The organism is Flavobacterium alkalisoli (assembly GCF_008000935.1).
In the GTDB taxonomy this organism is placed as follows: Bacteria; Bacteroidota; Bacteroidia; order Flavobacteriales; family Flavobacteriaceae; genus Flavobacterium; species Flavobacterium alkalisoli.
Genome location: NZ_CP042831.1, coordinates 1,240,030 through 1,258,251, shown reverse-complemented (window position 1 = coordinate 1,258,251; position 18,222 = coordinate 1,240,030). Strand labels below are relative to the sequence as shown.

The 18,222-nt window shown below is 38.5% G+C and carries 20 protein-coding genes; 14 read left to right on the top strand and 6 right to left on the bottom strand.

What is annotated here, in order from left to right; translation table 11 throughout:
• The first annotated feature begins 100 nt into the window (after positions 1 to 100).
• The 6 genes from FUA48_RS05500 to FUA48_RS05475 are packed head-to-tail and all read left to right on the top strand — an operon-like array spanning position 101 to position 4,497.
• Positions 101 to 970 (top strand): cell division protein FtsX, encoded by an 870-nt coding sequence (locus FUA48_RS05500; RefSeq protein WP_147582616.1) that lies wholly within the window; start codon positions 101 to 103, stop codon positions 968 to 970.
• A 25-nt stretch (positions 971 to 995) separates the two neighbouring features.
• Entirely contained in the window at positions 996 to 1,289 is a 294-nt protein-coding gene (locus tag FUA48_RS05495) for a DUF3098 domain-containing protein (protein ID WP_147582615.1), read from the top strand.
• Positions 1,290 to 1,296: 7 nt separating this feature from the next.
• The gene (locus tag FUA48_RS05490; RefSeq protein WP_147582614.1) at positions 1,297 to 2,082 is read left to right on the top strand and encodes an undecaprenyl-diphosphate phosphatase; all 786 of its coding nucleotides are present in this window, start codon (positions 1,297 to 1,299) and stop codon (positions 2,080 to 2,082) included.
• Complete coding sequence (gene truB, locus FUA48_RS05485) at positions 2,082 to 2,783, top strand: tRNA pseudouridine(55) synthase TruB (RefSeq protein ID WP_147582613.1); 702 nt, start codon at positions 2,082 to 2,084, stop codon at positions 2,781 to 2,783. The genes FUA48_RS05490 and truB overlap by 1 nt, the downstream gene beginning before the upstream one ends.
• A gap of 21 nt (positions 2,784 to 2,804) precedes the next feature.
• On the top strand, positions 2,805 to 3,419 hold the full coding sequence (locus FUA48_RS05480; RefSeq protein ID WP_147582612.1) for a YiiX/YebB-like N1pC/P60 family cysteine hydrolase: 615 nt from the start codon (positions 2,805 to 2,807) through the stop codon (positions 3,417 to 3,419).
• Between the two features lie 25 nt (positions 3,420 to 3,444).
• Entirely contained in the window at positions 3,445 to 4,497 is a 1,053-nt protein-coding gene (locus tag FUA48_RS05475; protein ID WP_168196943.1) for a TlpA disulfide reductase family protein, read from the top strand.
• Positions 4,498 to 4,559: 62 nt separating this feature from the next.
• On the opposite strand, the gene FUA48_RS05470 is transcribed toward FUA48_RS05475, so the two are convergent.
• On the bottom strand, positions 4,560 to 5,168 hold the full coding sequence (locus FUA48_RS05470; RefSeq protein WP_147582610.1) for a thioredoxin family protein: 609 nt from the start codon (positions 5,166 to 5,168) through the stop codon (positions 4,560 to 4,562).
• A gap of 96 nt (positions 5,169 to 5,264) precedes the next feature.
• On the opposite strand from FUA48_RS05470, the gene FUA48_RS05465 reads away from it, so the two are divergent.
• From FUA48_RS05465 to FUA48_RS05450, 4 genes are all read left to right on the top strand, one after another.
• The gene (locus FUA48_RS05465) at positions 5,265 to 6,044 is read left to right on the top strand and encodes a patatin-like phospholipase family protein (RefSeq protein WP_147582609.1); all 780 of its coding nucleotides are present in this window, start codon (positions 5,265 to 5,267) and stop codon (positions 6,042 to 6,044) included.
• A gap of 91 nt (positions 6,045 to 6,135) precedes the next feature.
• Positions 6,136 to 6,843 (top strand): UMP kinase, encoded by a 708-nt coding sequence (gene pyrH, locus FUA48_RS05460; protein WP_129750692.1) that lies wholly within the window; start codon positions 6,136 to 6,138, stop codon positions 6,841 to 6,843.
• Positions 6,844 to 6,867: 24 nt separating this feature from the next.
• Positions 6,868 to 7,431, top strand: a complete 564-nt coding sequence (frr, locus tag FUA48_RS05455; RefSeq protein ID WP_129750691.1) for a ribosome recycling factor — start codon at positions 6,868 to 6,870, stop codon at positions 7,429 to 7,431.
• A 106-nt stretch (positions 7,432 to 7,537) separates the two neighbouring features.
• Positions 7,538 to 10,033 (top strand): DUF5686 family protein, encoded by a 2,496-nt coding sequence (locus tag FUA48_RS05450; protein WP_147582608.1) that lies wholly within the window; start codon positions 7,538 to 7,540, stop codon positions 10,031 to 10,033.
• On the opposite strand, the gene FUA48_RS05445 is transcribed toward FUA48_RS05450, so the two are convergent.
• On the bottom strand, positions 10,030 to 10,356 hold the full coding sequence (locus FUA48_RS05445) for a DMT family transporter (protein ID WP_147582607.1): 327 nt from the start codon (positions 10,354 to 10,356) through the stop codon (positions 10,030 to 10,032). The genes FUA48_RS05450 and FUA48_RS05445 overlap by 4 nt on opposite strands.
• Positions 10,357 to 10,535: 179 nt before the next feature.
• Between FUA48_RS05445 and asnS the strand changes: the two genes are divergently transcribed.
• From asnS to FUA48_RS05425, 4 genes are all read left to right on the top strand, one after another.
• Entirely contained in the window at positions 10,536 to 11,969 is a 1,434-nt protein-coding gene (gene asnS, locus FUA48_RS05440; RefSeq protein ID WP_129750687.1) for an asparagine--tRNA ligase, read from the top strand.
• 102 nt (positions 11,970 to 12,071) lie between these two features.
• Positions 12,072 to 12,674: a hypothetical protein gene (locus FUA48_RS05435; protein WP_147582606.1), complete on the top strand. Its 603-nt coding sequence runs from the start codon at positions 12,072 to 12,074 to the stop codon at positions 12,672 to 12,674.
• A 118-nt stretch (positions 12,675 to 12,792) separates the two neighbouring features.
• Positions 12,793 to 14,256, top strand: a complete 1,464-nt coding sequence (gene rpoN, locus FUA48_RS05430) for an RNA polymerase factor sigma-54 (protein WP_147582605.1) — start codon at positions 12,793 to 12,795, stop codon at positions 14,254 to 14,256.
• Between the two features lies 1 nt (position 14,257).
• Entirely contained in the window at positions 14,258 to 14,875 is a 618-nt protein-coding gene (locus tag FUA48_RS05425) for a hypothetical protein (protein ID WP_147582604.1), read from the top strand.
• Between the two features lies 1 nt (position 14,876).
• Here the strand turns inward: FUA48_RS05425 and FUA48_RS05420 are convergent, their stop codons facing one another.
• The 4 genes from FUA48_RS05420 to FUA48_RS05405 form a co-directional block, all read right to left on the bottom strand.
• The gene (locus FUA48_RS05420) at positions 14,877 to 15,599 is read right to left on the bottom strand and encodes a porin family protein (RefSeq protein WP_147582603.1); all 723 of its coding nucleotides are present in this window, start codon (positions 15,597 to 15,599) and stop codon (positions 14,877 to 14,879) included.
• Positions 15,600 to 15,643: 44 nt separating this feature from the next.
• Positions 15,644 to 16,714 (bottom strand): AI-2E family transporter, encoded by a 1,071-nt coding sequence (locus FUA48_RS05415; protein ID WP_147582602.1) that lies wholly within the window; start codon positions 16,712 to 16,714, stop codon positions 15,644 to 15,646.
• Positions 16,715 to 16,785: 71 nt separating this feature from the next.
• A complete protein-coding gene (locus FUA48_RS05410; protein ID WP_147582601.1) occupies positions 16,786 to 17,502 on the bottom strand; it encodes a hypothetical protein in 717 nt (238 codons plus the stop codon).
• Between the two features lie 83 nt (positions 17,503 to 17,585).
• Positions 17,586 to 18,176 (bottom strand): hypothetical protein, encoded by a 591-nt coding sequence (locus FUA48_RS05405; RefSeq protein ID WP_147582600.1) that lies wholly within the window; start codon positions 18,174 to 18,176, stop codon positions 17,586 to 17,588.
• Between the last annotated feature and the right edge of the window lie 46 nt (positions 18,177 to 18,222).

The following is an 18,222-nucleotide window of genomic DNA, read 5'->3' as shown; positions in this document are numbered from 1 at the left end:
GCAAATTTACGCTTATTGTACGAAAGTCAAAACTTTGCCCGTTATAAACTATGTATAAACAAATACTTTATTTATTTTTACACCTAAAATTAATGTGTGTATGGCATCATCTTTTGATCAGTTTCAAAAAAGAAGACTCATTTCCTCTTATTTCTCGGTTATTCTAATCATTTTCATAGTACTTACATTGCTTGGGGCTTTAGGTCTTTTTGTAATAAATACAGAAAAGATATCGGGCTATGTAAAGGAAAACATACCGCTTACCGTTTACTTTAAAAGGGAAGCAAATGACAGTGTGGTTACCGCTTTTGGCAAACAGCTTAAAGATGCGCCTTATATTAAAGACTACAATTTTGTAACAAAAGAGGATGCCGCCGAAAAGAACAAAGACATTTTAGGTGACTTTGAAACCCTTATAGACAATCCGCTTTTTGATTCTTACGACATACACTTAAAAAGCGCATACGTTCAGTCAGACAGTATTAAGAACATAGATGTTGAGTTCAGGTCTAACCCTATGGTGGCCGATGTTAGCTATGATGCTGTAGTAGTAGAAATGGCGAACGAAAATATAAAGAAAATAAGCTACTGGATACTTATTATTACAGGAGGGCTTACCTTTGTAGCCATGCTGCTTATAAACAGCTCGCTTAGGCTTTCTATCTATTCACACCGTTTTACCATTAAGACCATGCAGATGGTAGGAGCTACAAAATCATTCATAAGAAGGCCATTTATATGGAGAGGTATTAAGCTTGGGCTTATAGGCGCACTGCTTGCCATTGCTGCATTATTATGGCTGGTAAACTATGTAGACGAAAAACTTCCGTTCCTTAACATCTGGAAAGACTGGGTACCTACAGCCATAGTTATGGGAGGAGTACTGGGCTTTGGTATAATAATCGCTGCCATAAGTACGTTCTTTGCTACGCAGCGTTTCCTTAACCTAAGGACAGACGATTTATATTAAACGATTAAACCTGAAACAAACAATTATGGGTAACGAGATAAAAACCAAATTCCTTTTTGAAAAGGAAAATTATAAAATACTACTTATAGGAATTGCAGTTATAACCATTGGCTTTATTTTAATGTCCGGAGGTGGCAGTGATGACCCAACCAAATGGAGCGATGCCATTTTTAATTTCAGAAGGATAAGACTGGCTCCTACTGTGGTGCTTATAGGTTTTGGTATTACTATCTATGCCATACTTAAAGACCCGGAAGCAAAAGCAAAAAAAGGAGAAAGATTCCCTGAAGATTCTGAAATTAAAAACTTCAAGAAATAATTACTGAATGGATTTACTGCAGGCTATTATTATTGCCATTATTGAGGGCTTAACCGAATATTTACCCGTTTCATCTACCGGACACATGATTATCGCTTCTTCCTTTTTCGGGATTGCAGGCGACGACTTTACCAAACTTTTTACCATTGTCATACAGCTGGGTGCCATACTTGCGGTTATCGCACTGTATTTTAAGCGTTTTTTCCAGAGTGTAGACTTTTACCTTAAACTGCTGGTAGCTTTTATGCCTGCCGTAGTATTAGGTCTTCTTTTAAGTGATTTTATAGACTCATTACTTGAAAGCCCGCTAACGGTAGCCATATCTCTGGTTATTGGCGGAGTTATACTTTTAAAGGTAGACGAATGGTTTGGTGATTCGGAAAATACTGAGATAAGCTATGGCACTGCATTAAAAATAGGATTCTTTCAATGTATCGCCATGATACCGGGGGTATCGCGAAGCGGTGCCAGTATTGTAGGCGGTATGTCGCAAAAACTATCGCGCAAGGCAGCGGCAGAGTTTTCTTTCTTCCTGGCTGTACCAACCATGTTTGGCGCAACAGCAAAAAAATCATACGACTATTATAAAGCCGGATTCGAGCTTTCTCAGGATCAGGTAAACATGCTTATTGTAGGTAATGTGGTTGCGTTTGTGGTAGCCATGCTGGCAATAAACACTTTTATCAACTACCTGAGCAGACACGGCTTTAAGATGTTTGGCTACTACAGGATTATTGCCGGACTGGCAGTTATACTGATACATTACTTTATTCACCCGCTTACAATTATTTAATGACGCCGGAAAGTTTTCAGGAAGGAAAAGTATTATTGATAGACAAACCACTGCAATGGAGCTCTTTTCAGGCAGTAAACAAAATCAAGTGGGCACTTAAAAAGCATATGGGGCTTAAAAAGATTAAGGTAGGCCATGCCGGAACCCTTGACCCCTTAGCTACCGGACTCCTTATTGTATGTACCGGAAAATTTACCAAACGTATACCGGAACTACAGGGAATGGAAAAGGAATACACCGGAACCTTTTATCTTGGTGCAACAACACCGTCTTACGACCTTGAAACGGAAGTTGACGCTACCTTTCCTACTGACCATATAACCGAAGAACTTATACAGGAAACCACAAAGCAGTTTATGGGTGAAATAGACCAGAAACCGCCTGTTTTCTCCGCCATAAAAAAAGACGGTAAACGACTTTATGAACATGCCCGTAAAGGCGAGGAAGTAGAAATTGCTTCACGCAAGGTAACCGTTCATGAATTTGAAATAACACGCATAGCACTACCCGAGGTTGATTTCAGGATTGTTTGCAGCAAAGGAACCTACATCCGTTCCATAGCAAATGATTTTGGGCAGGCGATGCAAAGCGGATCGCACCTAACCGCATTAAGACGAACAAAAATCGGAGAATTTTCAGTAGAGGGTGCCCTTACCCCCGATGCTTTTGAAGATGAAATTAAAAGTTTTAGTCAGGAATAAAGCTTTAAGTATCTTAGCAGAATGAAAAAAATAATTTTCTTTTTTCTGTTATCGGCAAACCTCTTTGCACAAAAAACAGAACTTAAAGACGGCGACCTTATTTTTCAGGATATGGACTGCGGCCCTTTATGCGATGCCATAGAAGCAGTAACCGAAGGCTATAACGGCAACGATTTTAGCCATATGGGTATGGTATACCATCGCAACGATAGTATTTACATTATTGAAGCTGCCGGGAGTGCCGTTCGTCTTACTCCGTTGGAAAAGTTTTCAAAAAACACCAGCAAACCCATGTACGTAGGCAGGCTTAAAAAGAAGTTCCGAAAAATCATACCTAAGGCTATAGATTTTTCCATACAACAGCTTGGTATTCCTTATGATGATGCTTATGTGTATGACAATGGTGCTTACTATTGCAGCGAATTGATATATGATGCTTTTAAGCATGCCAACAATAACAAACCTTTTTTTGAGCTGCAACCCATGACCTATAAAGAACCGGGAACAGATAACTTTTTTCCTGCATGGGTAGACTATTACAAAAGCATAGATGCCGAAATTCCCGAAGGTTTACCGGGATGTAATCCGGGTGGGATATCTGTATCACATAAGATTGAGGTTATTTTTGCGTTCTGATAAAGAACCAATCTTACAAATCATAATGAAACACACCTTCAAAACCATTATTGCAGCATTAATTATATTCACAACATCACTAATAAGCTGCGACAAAAAAGAGGACAAAACCGAAAGTAAAAAATTTACCATTACAGGTAACTTTCTAACTCCGTATAACGACACTGTATTTTTTTTTCATGCCGACAAAAAAGACTATGCCATAGTAAAAAACAATACATTTAAACTTGAAGGCACGATTGACAATGTTGAAGAAATGTGCGGTCACTTTTTCTTAAAACCCTTTGGTAGTGAAGTCCGTGTTTATTTAGACAACGGAGACATTAAAATTGACTTTGAATATATTGAAAGTAAAGGACCTAAACCTGTAAAGTTTCTTTTTGCAAAAAAAGTAGAAGGTTCCCGTAACCATAAAATATGGGATAATTATCGCGCTTTTACATTAGAAAATAATGAAAAAGAAAACTATGCAGACCTTGTAGTAAAAAACCTTAAAAAAAATATAGATTCGTTTCCTAACTCTCCCGTACATGGCAGTGTTTTAAGTGTAAATTCACGTGATCTATTGAATGCCACCCAGATTGAAGAAATAAAAAGCATTATTGACACCTCTTTTATGCTTAGTGAAGATCTTAGGGCCACGAACACTACATTAAAATCAAAATTAAGCGTACAAAACGGGACTACTGTAAAAAACTTTGCTCTACAAAGTACCGAAGGCAAAACCGAAAACTTTTACACCCCAAACAACAAATTCACTATTATTGATTTTTGGGCATCATGGTGTAGTGAATGCAGGATAGAGAACAAAGAACTACCTGAACTGGCTAAAAAACATGGAGACAAGCTGGAAATAATAAATATTTCCCTGGATGACAATGCTGAAAAATGGAAAAAGGCTATTGAAAAAGATGGGCTAATATGGAATAACTATATTGCAGGCGACCTAAAAACTGAAATAAAAAAACATTACGGAATAACAGCCATTCCCTATAAAATTTTCCTTGACCCTAAAGGCAAAATTATAGGCATCAACCAAAGCTATAAGCAAATAGATGCCATACTGGAAAAGGAATAATTGATTCTTCTTCTCTTAAGACGACAAAATTAAAAAGTCCGCTCAATGAGCGGACTTTTTAATTACATATTCTCTGCGTTTTGCAGCAGTAATGTTATCTCTTCCATGGTGCTTTCACCTTTATCGTGCAAATACCATTTTTGCAGTTCGGTTTTAGCCTCCTGGTCAATTACACCGTGCTTAGCCTTGTAATCAGTTATAAGCTTAGCGGCATCATGCGGCCTTGGCCCCCAACTGCCTCGTGCTATAAGGGTGTCCTTTTCTATCAGTACCAGTTTAGGTATAGACCTTGCACCATTAGTAAGGTACTCGTTCATTAAATCGTCATTTTCATCACGAAGTACAATACTAAGCTCAAGCTTATCAGTTTCATCCGCCATTTTTTTAATAACAGGAACTATCTGGGCAGCATCGCCACACCACCCTTCACTGATAACCAACAGGATATGTTCTTTTTCAAGACCTGCCAATTTGTCTTTAATTTCCTGAGGAACCTTGATTGTTTTTTCAAGGCGGTTCATTCGCGCTTCGTTAAGCGTACTGTAATGCGTTAAGTCTTCCGACTGTGTAAGTCCTGTAGAAAGTCCGTCCTGCAGGAGCATCGATATATGATTTCTGTACTCTGAATAAGAATAACTGTTATCCAGACTTTTTTCTATTAGTGTACTCATAGTATAAATTTGTGTAAAAGTAAATTAACTTTTATAAAGCAAAAAGGAAGCCATCTAATAAAAAACTGTAATTTAGTCAGGCAAACCAAACACACCATGAAATTTGACGACAGCACCATTGGCATTATTCTTTCGGGCGGAGGCTCAAAAGGAATTGCCCATGCAGGTGTATTAAAATATTTTGACGAAATAGGCATCAAACCGTCACACATTGCAGGTACCAGTTCCGGCGCTATTGTATCATCTCTTTATGCCTTTGGAAAATCGCCTGAAGAAATACTGGAATTTTTCAAATCCATCTATTTTTTTCATTGGAAACACTTTACTTTCCGCAAGGCGGGATTTATAGATTCCGATTCCTTTAAAACTTATTTCCATTCGGTTTTTGGCGATACGCTTATCGGCGAAATAAAATGCCGTATGCATATAACCGCTACCGATTTGGTTTCGGGCAAACTGAAGATATTTGGCCCCGAGACAAAAATTGCCGATGCCGTTATTGCATCATCTGCCTTTCCGGGCATCATCTCACCTTATGAAATTGACGGAAAGATTTACAGCGACGGCGGTATTATTAACCACTTCCCTACCGATATCTTACAGGGAAGATGTGAAACACTAATAGGCATTTATGTTAGTCCTATCCAAAAGATTGGCCCTGAGGATTTAAAATCTATAAAAGCGGTAACCACAAGAGCTTATGATTTGCTTTCGGCAAACAGCAACATGCAGAAATTTACCCTTTGTGACTGGGTAATAAGCCCGGATGAATTAGCCATGTACAGTACTTTTGAAAGCAACAGGCAAAAGATGGATGAGATTTTTAATATCGGGTACGAAGCAGCAAAAAAATCTTACGAAGAACTCATCGTTTAATTACATAGTATATTTAGCAGGCATACAGGCTTAAAAATGTGTTTTCGGCAAAACAATAATTACTATATTTGCACCATTCAATTTAAACCCTATGAAATACAAAAGAATCCTGTTAAAGCTAAGCGGCGAAGCTCTTATGGGCGACAGGCAGTATGGCATTGACCCTAAAAGACTTGCCGAATATGCCAGTGAAATTAAACAAATACATGAAAAAGGTGTAGAAATTGCCATCGTTATAGGCGGCGGAAACATTTTTAGAGGTGTATCAGGCGCGAGCAATGGTATGGACAGGGTTCAGGGAGACTACATGGGAATGCTAGCTACCGTAATTAACGGTATGGCATTACAGGGAGCTCTTGAAGATGCAGGCATGCAAACAAGGCTGCAAACTGCCCTTAAGATTGAAGCTATTGCTGAACCTTACATTAAAAGACGTGCAGTGCGCCACCTTGAAAAAGGAAGGATTGTAATTTTCGGTGCCGGTACAGGTAACCCTTATTTTACCACCGATACAGCTGCAGTACTTAGAGGTGTGGAGGTTCATGCTGATGTAATACTAAAAGGCACACGTGTTGACGGTATTTATACTGCCGACCCAGAGAAAGACGCAAGCGCTACTAAATATGACACCCTTACTTTTGAGGACGTACTTAAAAAAGGCCTTAACGTAATGGACACTACAGCCTTTACCCTTAGCCAGGAAAACGAACTGCCTATTATTGTTTTTGACATGAACAAAGAAGGCAACCTGGTAAAAGTTTGTGAAGGAGAACTTGTAGGTACTACAGTAAGCGTTTAATTTTTAAAACTGAAACGAAAAAGCATTATGGAAGAAATAGATTTTATTTTAGACAGCACTCAGGAATCAATGGCCGGTTCTTTAGCTCACCTTGAAAAAGAATTTCTAAATATACGCGCAGGTAAAGCAAGCCCTGCCATGCTGGGTGGTGTAAAAGTGGACTATTACGGTTCACAAACTCCGCTTTCACAGGTTGCCAATGTTAACACTCCCGATGCAAGAACCATAACTGTTACCCCTTGGGAAAAAAGTATGCTTCAGCCAATTGAAAAGGCAATTATGATTGCTAACCTTGGTTTTAACCCAATGAACAACGGAGACAACATTATCATCAGCGTTCCGCCGTTAACAGAGGAACGAAGGAGAGATCTTGTTAAGCAGGCCAAATCAGAGGCAGAAGACGCTAAAATAGGTGTTAGAAATGCCCGTAAGGATGCTAACAACGAAATTAAGAAACTTGAAAAAGACGGTATGTCGGAAGACGTTTGTAAAAAAGCAGAAGACGATGTACAGGAGCTTACCAATAGCTTTATAAAGAAAATTGACGACCTGCTTGTACACAAAGAAGCAGAAATAATGAAAGTATAAGGCATACTACAATAAATTAAGAGTCCGCTATATATAGCGGGCTTTTTATTTATCACATATCTTTGTAACAAATTTAAGCTTTGCACGTTAAGCACTAAAAGACCACATGAGAGTTGTATACACCCTGCTTCTTCTTATTTGCAGCATAGCTGTCCACGCCCAGTACACCGTTACAGGAGTTGTTAAGGACGGTACTACTAACTCTCCTCTTCCTTTTGCCAGTATTATTACTCAGGACGGCACAATTATAGTGGGTGACCTTGACGGAAAATTTAATGTAGAGACACAAACCCGCCAGCAGGAATTAACCATAAGCTATACCGGCTATGAAAACAAAATCATAAAGCTGCAGGCAGGTAAAAATTTTTACACGGTAAAACTTAAAATAAAGCCGCAGGAGCTTAACGAGGTAGTTATAACCCAAACGGATGCCGGTTCTCAAATTATCCTTCATGCCATAAACCGAAAATCGCTTAACGACCCTCAGCAAAAGCTTAACAGTTTTAGATATAAAACCTACAACAGGCTTATTATAACTGCAAATCCCGATTCCCTATCAGGCAAGATTGATTCGGTTTTTGTTTATGAAAAAGCAGGACGCATACTGGAAAAGATAGACTCAACCGGTTTCAAATTCAAAAAACTGATTGAGAAACAGCACTTATATCAAACCGAAAAGGTTTCGGAATATAACTATACTAAAAACGAAGGATTAAAAGAAAACATACTTGCCACCCGAATGGCAGGGTTTAAAGAACCTATTTATGAGTTTATAGGGCTACAGCTGCAATCTTATTCGGTATATAACAACATAGACCTTTTAGAAACAAAATACATAGGCCCGCTTGACAATAATGCCTTTACAGAATATAAGTATCATGTATTAGATACCGTATCTATAGATAACAGGGAAACCTACATGATTTATTTTACCCCTAAAAGGGCTAAAAAGAAAAAAAGGCTTGACGGTATATTATACATAGACAGGGCTACATTTGGCGTAGCTAAAGCAGTATTTCGTGTAAAGAACGTACTTGACATTAACTCTACACATTATTTTAAATTTGAAAAAGACCTTAACCTTTGGTTCCCCGATAAGAAAACACTCAAGATAGTTAAGGGAAACAATAAGCAGGACATAAACATACTGGGAGAGACCATTAAGTTTGATGCCATAGACGAAACGAGCATACCAAGAGAGAAGGAAGCTTCCGATTTTGTGTATGTATATTCGGAATCGATCAATTCAGAGAAAGAATTCAATATTCCTCTGGTTATTAAAAACCCTGCTATAGCGATCGAAATTAAGGAAGAGGCCATTTCCAGACCCGAAGAGTACTGGAAACAATATCGAACAACCACACTTGACGAAAGAAGTCTGAACACCTATCCTGCCCTTGACAGTTTGGTTGCCGAGGAAAAAATAGAAAAGCTTGTTAAATTAGGCAAAAGGGTAATCACAGGTTATCTGCCACTGGGCTTTTTTGATTTGGATCTTAGGCAAATAGTAAAATACAACAATTACGAAGGCTTTAGGTTAGGATTAGGCGGCATAACCAATAAAAAATTCTCTGAAACTTTCAGGATAGGTGGCTATGGCGTGTATGGTACAAAAGACGGCGAGTTTAAATACAATTTGGGCGCTGCTGTAAGAATAGGTAAATTTTCCGATTCCTGGATAGGCGGTTCTTATACTGAAGATGTTCAGGAGATTGGTAGCACCAATTTTGCCACCGATAAACGTGTATTTAAAATATATGACCCACGCCCTATTAACGTATCTACTTTTTACAAATACTGGCGTTGGCAGGCTTATTTAGAAACCAAAATCATACCTAAAACCGAAAGCAGATGGTCTTTTAACCACACTGCTGTAGACCCGCGTTTTGATTACGTTTTTAACGTTAACGACCGTCTATATTCCAGCTACACCCTCTCAACTTTTGAAGGTACGGTTCAATGGAATCCGTTTAGCGATTTCATGCAGACACCGGAAGGTCGTACAGAGGTAGAAAAACGCTTCCCTAAGTTTACCTTCCAGTACACTCAGGCGATAAAGGGTGCGCTTGACGGAGATTTCAATTTCAGTAAATTCGACTTTAGGGCAGAGTACGAAAAGAAATACATAAACGGACAAAAAACATCTATAGTAGTACAAACCGGTTTGGCGCTTGGCGAAATCCCTATTACGCATTTGTACAGTACTTCACCTAACAACCTTGACAAAGACGGCGTTATTGCCCGTATAACCTTTGCAGGTAAAAACAGTTTTGAAACCATGTACTTTAATGAGTTCTTCTCGAGCCAGTACGGTATGTTCCAGTTTAAGCATGCCTTAAGAAGGCAAAACCTTTTCTGGAAAATAAAGCTTACTCCGGTACTGGTAACAAGAACCGTTTGGGGTAACATGGAGCATCAGGAAAGACAGGTAGGCCAGCCTTACAAAACCCTTGAAAAAGGATATTACGAAAGCGGACTTGAACTTAACGAGATATTCCAGGGACTGGGACTAACCTTCTTTTACAGATATGGTCCTTATCACCTTCCTGATTTTGACAGGAATATTTCCATTAAGCTGTCGTTTGTGCTTAAGCTATTTTAGTGAGACACAAATTTTAATCCCACAATCGAAGCTATAAGGGTTGTAATAAAGAACATCCTCCAAAAATCGGCAGGTTCCTTAAACACCAAAATACCCATGAGCACGGTACCTACCGCCCCTATACCTGTCCATACGGCATATGCAGTACCTATAGGCAATGTTTGCGTAGCCTTATACAGCAAAAACATGCTTATACTAAGGCAAACAAAAAATCCGCCCATCCAGTACGTAGAGGCAACACCCGTGGTTTCCTTAGCCTTACCAAGGCAAGAGGCAAAACCTACTTCAAATAATCCGGCGATAATAAGTAGAATCCAGTTCATGACATTAATGTTTAATGCACGCAAAGGTACTACTTTAAGACAAGGTAAAGTTTTACAAATTACTGAGTTTAATATTTAAACCTTTTTGTTGTTTTTACTACATTTGCAGGCATTTGTATTTTGTAATAGGCAAAATACACCGTTTTTATTAGTTTATACTATTTTAATTTAAAACAAAAATGAAGCATACAAAAGTTAAAGACCTGTTGAACAGCACAAACACGATTGATGAGGTATCAGTAAAAGGATGGGTAAGAACTTTTAGGAATAATCAGTTTATAGCACTGAACGATGGTTCGGTTATACATAATATCCAGTGTGTTGTTGATTTTGAAAACACACCGGAAGAAACCCTTAAACGTATTACCACAGGAGCCGCTGTTGCTTTAAAAGGCAGCCTTGTAGAAAGCCAGGGTAAAGGTCAGACATATGAAATAAAAGTATCGCATATTGAAATTTTAGGAGACAGTGATCCTGAAAAATTCCCCATGCAGCCTAAAAAGCACTCGCTTGAATTCTTAAGAGAAAATGCTCACTTAAGAACACGTACTAACCTTTTTGGCGCTATTATGAGAGTACGTTCGGTACTTTCTTTTGCCATTCACCAGTACTTTCAGGAAAAAGGCTTTGTATATGTAAACACACCTATCATTACCGGTAGTGATGCAGAAGGTGCAGGCGAAATGTTTAAGGTAACAGCATTACCTTTTGACAACACCCCGCGTACAGAAGAAGGGAAAGTGGATTACAAAGAAGATTTCTTCGGTAAAGAAACTAACCTTACAGTATCTGGTCAGCTTGAGGCAGAAACCTATGCTATGTCTTTAGGCCAGGTATATACTTTCGGACCGACTTTCCGTGCCGAAAACTCAAACACATCGCGTCACCTTGCCGAGTTCTGGATGGTAGAGCCTGAGGTTGCTTTTAACGACCTTGATGCTAACATGGACCTTGCTGAAGACTTTATTCAGTATGTTATTAAATATGCTATGGAGCGTTGTGAAGACGACCTTAAATTCCTTGACGAGCGCCTTGCAGCCGAAGAGAAACAGAAGCCGCAAAACGAGCGCAGCGAAATGGGACTTTTAGAAAAACTTCAGTTTGTGCTTGAAAACAACTTTAAGCGCGTAAGCTATACTGAAGCTATCGACATCCTTAAAAACTCTAAGCCTAACAAAAATAAGAAGTTCAACTATATTATTGAAGAATGGGGTGCCGACCTGCAAAGTGAACACGAGCGTTACCTTGTAGAGAAACACTTTAAGTCACCTGTAATCTTATTTGATTACCCTGCTAAAATTAAGGCTTTCTATATGCGTCTTAACGACGACAACAAAACCGTACGTGCCATGGACATCCTGTTCCCGGGCATTGGTGAAATTGTAGGTGGTTCGCAAAGAGAGGAGCGTCTTGATGTACTTCAGCAAAAGATAGCCGATTTAGGCATTGACGAAGAAGAACTATGGTGGTACATGGATACACGCCGTTTTGGCACTGCGGTACACAGCGGTTTCGGACTTGGATTTGAGCGTCTTGTACTGTTTGTAACAGGTATGAGCAACATCCGCGATGTGATTCCTTTCCCAAGGACTCCGCAAAACGCTGAGTTTTAATTTTCAGGAATTAGTATTGAGATATCAGAATATAGAAAAAGCCCTGCAGGATATTGCAGGGCTTTTTTGTTTATTTTAGACAAAATATTAACTGCACACCTTATGAAATTACTCCGCCAAATAACAATTCTTATTATCGGGTTCACACTTGTATACCTTACTTGGCGTTCAAAACATGAGGTATCATTATTTGATGCTATGTTTTGGATACCCCTTTTACTCACAGGAACCATATTAGCCTTGGTTACACTATACAAAGAGATTAAACTATACCGAAAAGAAAAAAAGCTTGTCAACTTCACTTTCACATACTGCTCGCTGAGTTTTATCATAATTATAATAACACTACAAATTAACATTAATTCAAATTTCAGCAAACCTACTTTATTGCGGGCCTCTTACGATGGAGATTTTAATGGCTCATCTATAGATTTTAAAACAGACAGCACTTATATATTTGAAAATTTTGCCATTGGATTTAGCACCTATATATACGGAAATTACAGAATCAACCAAAACAAAATTACGCTAGACACAAATAATCTTGATAACCTAATAGAAACAGATAAACTGGAAATCCAGAAAGTTAAAACTCAAGATAGAGATAGTATTAAAAAAGAAAAATACCTGTTCCCTATTAATGACAAAGGAGAAATAATCGATTATTACCTCAGCTTGAAAGTAGTTGAAGACAATCGTGGTTAACACCTCACCATCAAAAATTATACCTCTTTTTTCCTTAATTATAATTTTTTCTAAAAACATAGCGTTTTAAAAGGGCTTTTTTGTACTTTTATAATTATTAAGACCCTATGTTTTTACTATGCTCAAACAGAATTTACAATTAAAATTATCGCAAAAATTATCTCCGCAGCAAATTCAGCTGATGAAGCTGATACAATTGCCAACGCAGGCATTTGAGCAACGCCTTAAGGAAGAGATGGTTGAAAACCCTGCACTGGAAACAGGCAAGGAAGATGAGTATGAGACCGATGATTTCGCCAATGATGAATATGATGAGTACGATGATTATGACAACGACCACATTGATGCCGACGACATAAACATTGATGAATACCTTAGCGACGACGAAATACCCAACTATAAATTACAGGCAAACAACTACAGTGACGACGACGAAGAGCGCACTATGCCTTTTGCCGCCCCTGTTAGTTTTCACCAAAACCTTAGCGATCAGCTAAACACTTTTATACTTAGCGACAACGAAAGGGAAATTGCCGAATTTCTGGTAGGCAGTATAGACGATACCGGGTACATCCGCAGGAGCATTAGCGACATTGTAGACGATATGGCGTTTACTCAGGGTATTTATACCGACGAAAAGACAGTAGAGAACATACTGCACATTATACACCAGCTGGAACCTGCAGGTGTGGGCGCACGCGACCTACAGGAATGTCTGTTGCTACAGTTAAAACACAAAACCCCTTCAGAATCTATAGATCTTGCAATAGACATACTGGAAAACCAGTTTGATGCCTTTACCAAAAAGCATTATGACAAGCTGCTTCAAAAGTATGACATCAGTCAGGATCAGCTTCGAAAAGGTATAGACGAGATAGAAAAGCTTAATCCTAAACCGGGCGGAGCTTACGACAGCAACTCTAAAATGGTAGAGCATGTAGTACCTGATTTCAGTATTCGTATTGTAGATGGCGAGCTTGAACTTTCACTAAACGGAAGGAATGCTCCCGAGCTGCACGTTTCTAAAGATTATCAGGAAATGTTACAAAGCTATAAGGACTCAAGGGAAAAATCGAACCAGCAAAAAGATGCTGTACAATTTATAAAACAAAAACTGGATTCGGCTAAGTGGTTTATCGATGCTATTAAACAGCGCCAGGAAACATTATTTGTTACCATGAATGCCATTATGCATTATCAGGAAGAATATTTTCTTGATGGCGACGAAGCCAAGCTGAAACCGATGATCCTTAAGGATATTGCCGATATGGTGGGACTTGATATTAGTACCGTATCGCGTGTGGCAAACAGTAAATATGTAGAAACTCCTTATGGCACTAAACTGATTAAGGAATTCTTCTCTGAAGCTATGAAAAACGATCAGGGTGAGGATGTATCCACTATCGAAATTAAAAAGATACTTCAAAACGTTATAGACGAAGAAGACAAAAGAAAACCGTTACCGGACGACAAACTTGCGGAAATATTAAAAGAAAAAGGCTATCCTATAGCCCGAAGGACTATTGCAAAATACAGGGAACAACTTGACATTCCTGTGGCAAGGATGAGAAAGAAAATATAACATGAAGAAGATACTGCCGGCTTTCTCCTATATTTTCCATCCGCTGTTTATATCGGTATATGCCGCACTGTTCTATCTTCTTATCTCCCACCGTTATTTTTACGGTTATGAAATTGTTCTTATATCGGTACAGGTGCTTATCCTTACCGTACTGTTACCGGTTTGCGTGTACTATCTCCTTAATTCGCTGGGACTAATACACTCTAAAATACACCTTGATAAAAAAGAACGTAAAATACCGCTTGCCATACAGGCCATACTGCTTTTTATACTAATAAAACAGGGGTTTGGCAATGTTACCATACAGGAGCTGCATTATTACTTTACGGGCTACCTTATAAGCACCCTTATAGCACTGCTTTGTATTTTGTTAGGCTATAAGGCCAGCCTGCACATGATGGGAGTAACATCACTTACCATATTTGTAATTTCCATATCAGCTTATTATAGCCTCCCTATGAGCGCAATAATAGCGTTTTTCATATTATGTTGCGGGTTTACAGCCTCTTCAAGACTTGTTATGAAAGCACATACTATGGACGAGCTTATACTGGGCTCACTAATAGGTATACTTCCCCAAATAGGGCTATGGTATATGTGGCTACTGCCTTCGCTGTAGTTTAAAGGATATAGAAGATAAGCCCGATATTAAGCGAGCTCAAATTTATTTTTTCGCCTTTAACAGTATAGGCATCTTTATATATTGGTGTAAAGCCATAGTAAGTATAAAAATTCCAGGTATTCCATCCGGCAGAAACATAAGCGCCGCACATTAGTTTGTTAAGATCAGGGTTATTCCTTACACGAACTTCTCCTCCCGAAGCCCCGAAATAAGAATGGTCGCCTATAAGATAGCTTACCTTAAAACCGGTATATACCCTCCAGAATTTATGACTGTATGATGTAGAGTTACGCCATCTTAATTCCAACGGAATCTCAAGATAATGCAATACCTGTTTGCTTTTATCAAACGAACCTTCTTCCACTACTTCATAAACTCTTGCTGTTTCACCTCTCTCCTGTGTTTCGTAGACAAAAAGGTTTTGCTTAATATTATTGTAAGAATACCCCAAACCAATGGCTACTGCATAAGTTCTCGCCTCGTTTATAGGCATATCACGTAAAAAACCAAAGGTAAATCCGCTTGAAAATGCATTTTGCGAATACTGGTCGACCTTGTTTTGTACCAGATTATAGGATATGGATGCATAAAACTGATCTTCCCTGTAAAAAGGATCGGGCGTCAGGCTGTCTGTTTTGGTAACGGCTTCGTTTATGTCGGTATTTTGAGCCACACAGGGCACAGCCATAAACAGCAGCAGTAAAAAACAGGTAATTCGCATAGCATTAAAGGTTTTATACAAAGATGCAAAAGTTTGCTTATAGTTTATTTATCCTTGCCTATATTTTTACTCTTTTGCTTTACCTCGCCATTACCCAATAAAAAACTGTAAGGCTTGAGTGGTTTTACATGCATAAAAATTACATTAATTATACCCAGTACCGGTATGGAAAGTATCATACCTATTACGCCCCAAATCATATTACCTGCCACAACAGCCAAAATAGTTATAAACGGGTCGAGGTTTACATTATCACCCACCACATAAGGTTCAAACAGATAAGACTCGATAAACTGCGCTACGGAAAAAGTAATCACTATACCAATTAATGCGGTTGTATCGCCATCGGCAATATAGCCTAAACCTATAGCTATTAAAAAGCCTATAATATTACCTATGTACGGAATAATGGAAAGCAATGCCGCCAGCACGCTTATGATAATAAAATTACTAACACCAAAGGCCGCCATACCCAACGCATAGATAATAGCTAAAAATATCATGAGTATAAACTTACCATACAGGTAGCCCTGAGTAATCTTAGTTGCCTGTGTGAGCACCTCATCAACATACTTTTTATTTTCCTTCTTAAAGAGCTTTACAAAAAACTGCCTGAATTTTCGCCTGTAGTTAAGCAAAAAGAAAATATAGATAAATGTTAGCAGATAATCACCACTAAACGAATACAGGCCGTTTATAAAGCTCAGCGCCTGCTTTCCCATATTACCCGTTGCTTCACTTTGCTGTTTTTCTATATCCTCAGGACCTAGGGGTGTTTTTTCATAAACATAGGTTTCAAGCTTTTCTATTTCGGGCATTATTTTTTGTTTCGCCTTATCCCAGTCGGCAACAAAACTCTGTATCTGTATGGATATAAGTGCTACAAAACCCACGCTTACAAAAAAAAGCAATAACGTATTTATTAGTGATGATGCCATGCGGGGCACTTTCCACAATTCCAGTTTTCGGGCTATGGGCAGTACCAATAAAGCCAAAATGACAGCGGTTAGTAGCGGTGCAAGGAAAGGCTTGGCCTTAACCAGGCCTGTCGTTAAAAAATAAACACCTAAAATGGCCGCAGTCGCGGTATAGAGTATTTGTTTACCAAATGTCATTCTGTAAAGTTTTTCTTTAAAGATAAAACTTACATCTTTAACATTATCAAAGTTTTAGGAAAATTTAATATTTAGTGATTGTAGTAATCACTGTTCCAAATGGCAGTATTAAAGTTCTTGCCTTTCCAAAAGCAATAGTAAAGTGAAATACCGCAAACGCCTTTAAAAATAAAAAGGAAACAGATAAACCGCATTACCGACACATCGGCTACACCTAATGCACCGTCTGATATCATGAAGGTTAGCATCACACTCACCAGGACAAGGAACAACAGGAAACTACCGAAATCCCTAAAAGGACGAACCAGCAACTTTCGCCAGCCACTTATATCGTTACCCCATTTATGTACAAGATAATAGTATCCGTTACCTATAGGGGTAAACAGTAAAGGATCGTCATAATTATCGAGCTTAAAAAGTTTGGACGGAGCGGCAATCTTAAATCCGCTAAGGGTAGTATTATGCTGTTTTTCCAGTGAACGTATTTTTGAAACAGCTTCCTCGGGAACCTGCCCTTTAAAACGATTACTATTTAAAAAACGTAACCTGTAGTCCACACAAACAGCCTTGATTTGGTCAACATGAAAAATCCTGTCGGATTCCAGATAATCAAAAATAAAGGAATTGCTATCCTGCTCTCCCCCATCATTAAGCCTTTGTTTTATGGCTTGCCTTTGGGTTTCATCACGAATAAGTAATACTTTTACCGATTCTATTAAATCGGCCTCGGTCAAACTTCGCTTTCTTTGGGCAAGCAGTTCGTCTACAAGATTTTTTCGCGACAGCATCACTCATCATTTTAATATTACCCTTAAAATTAATGAATTAGATGTTTACGGCAAGCGTTAATTATCTTAAAAATATTAGACCTCTATTTGTTTCTATCCTGCTGATATTCTCTATCACTTAAACCTCTAATACTATCGACTTTTCTCCAAAGTTCTTCATTTTCAGGATCCGCTTCGGCTTCTTTAATTGCCTGTATAAGCTCAGGATTATTACCGTATTTAATCTTTCCCGCAAGAGAAGGATCTGCAAACAATAAAAGCGACGGAATTCCGATAACAGCAATTCTAATTAGCATGTTCCTGTAAAACAAGTCCTTTTTTGTAAAATATTTTATAAGAACGACTATCAGCATAATAAGTAATCCGGCAATACTACTAAGAAGCATTACAGATGCCCCCGGCCACATCATCCACCCGAACAGTATACCTATTAATGCTATCGAAAAAACAATCCCCGATAATACACTGCCTACTATACGCATTGTACTTAATCCTTTATAGCTCTCATTTTTAAGGGGTATACCATTAAGTAAAGCAAAGCCTAAACATAAATACATCATACTTAAAACAGGCATAATTAAAACTAATAGCATAGCTCCCCCCGGAAGATGTAAAACAGATAATGCAATTCCCGTCAGAATTAATATTCCTAAAATAAGTTCTGCTTTTTTCATAAAAATGTGGTTGTGGTTATAGTTCTCAAACCTACAAAATTTAGCA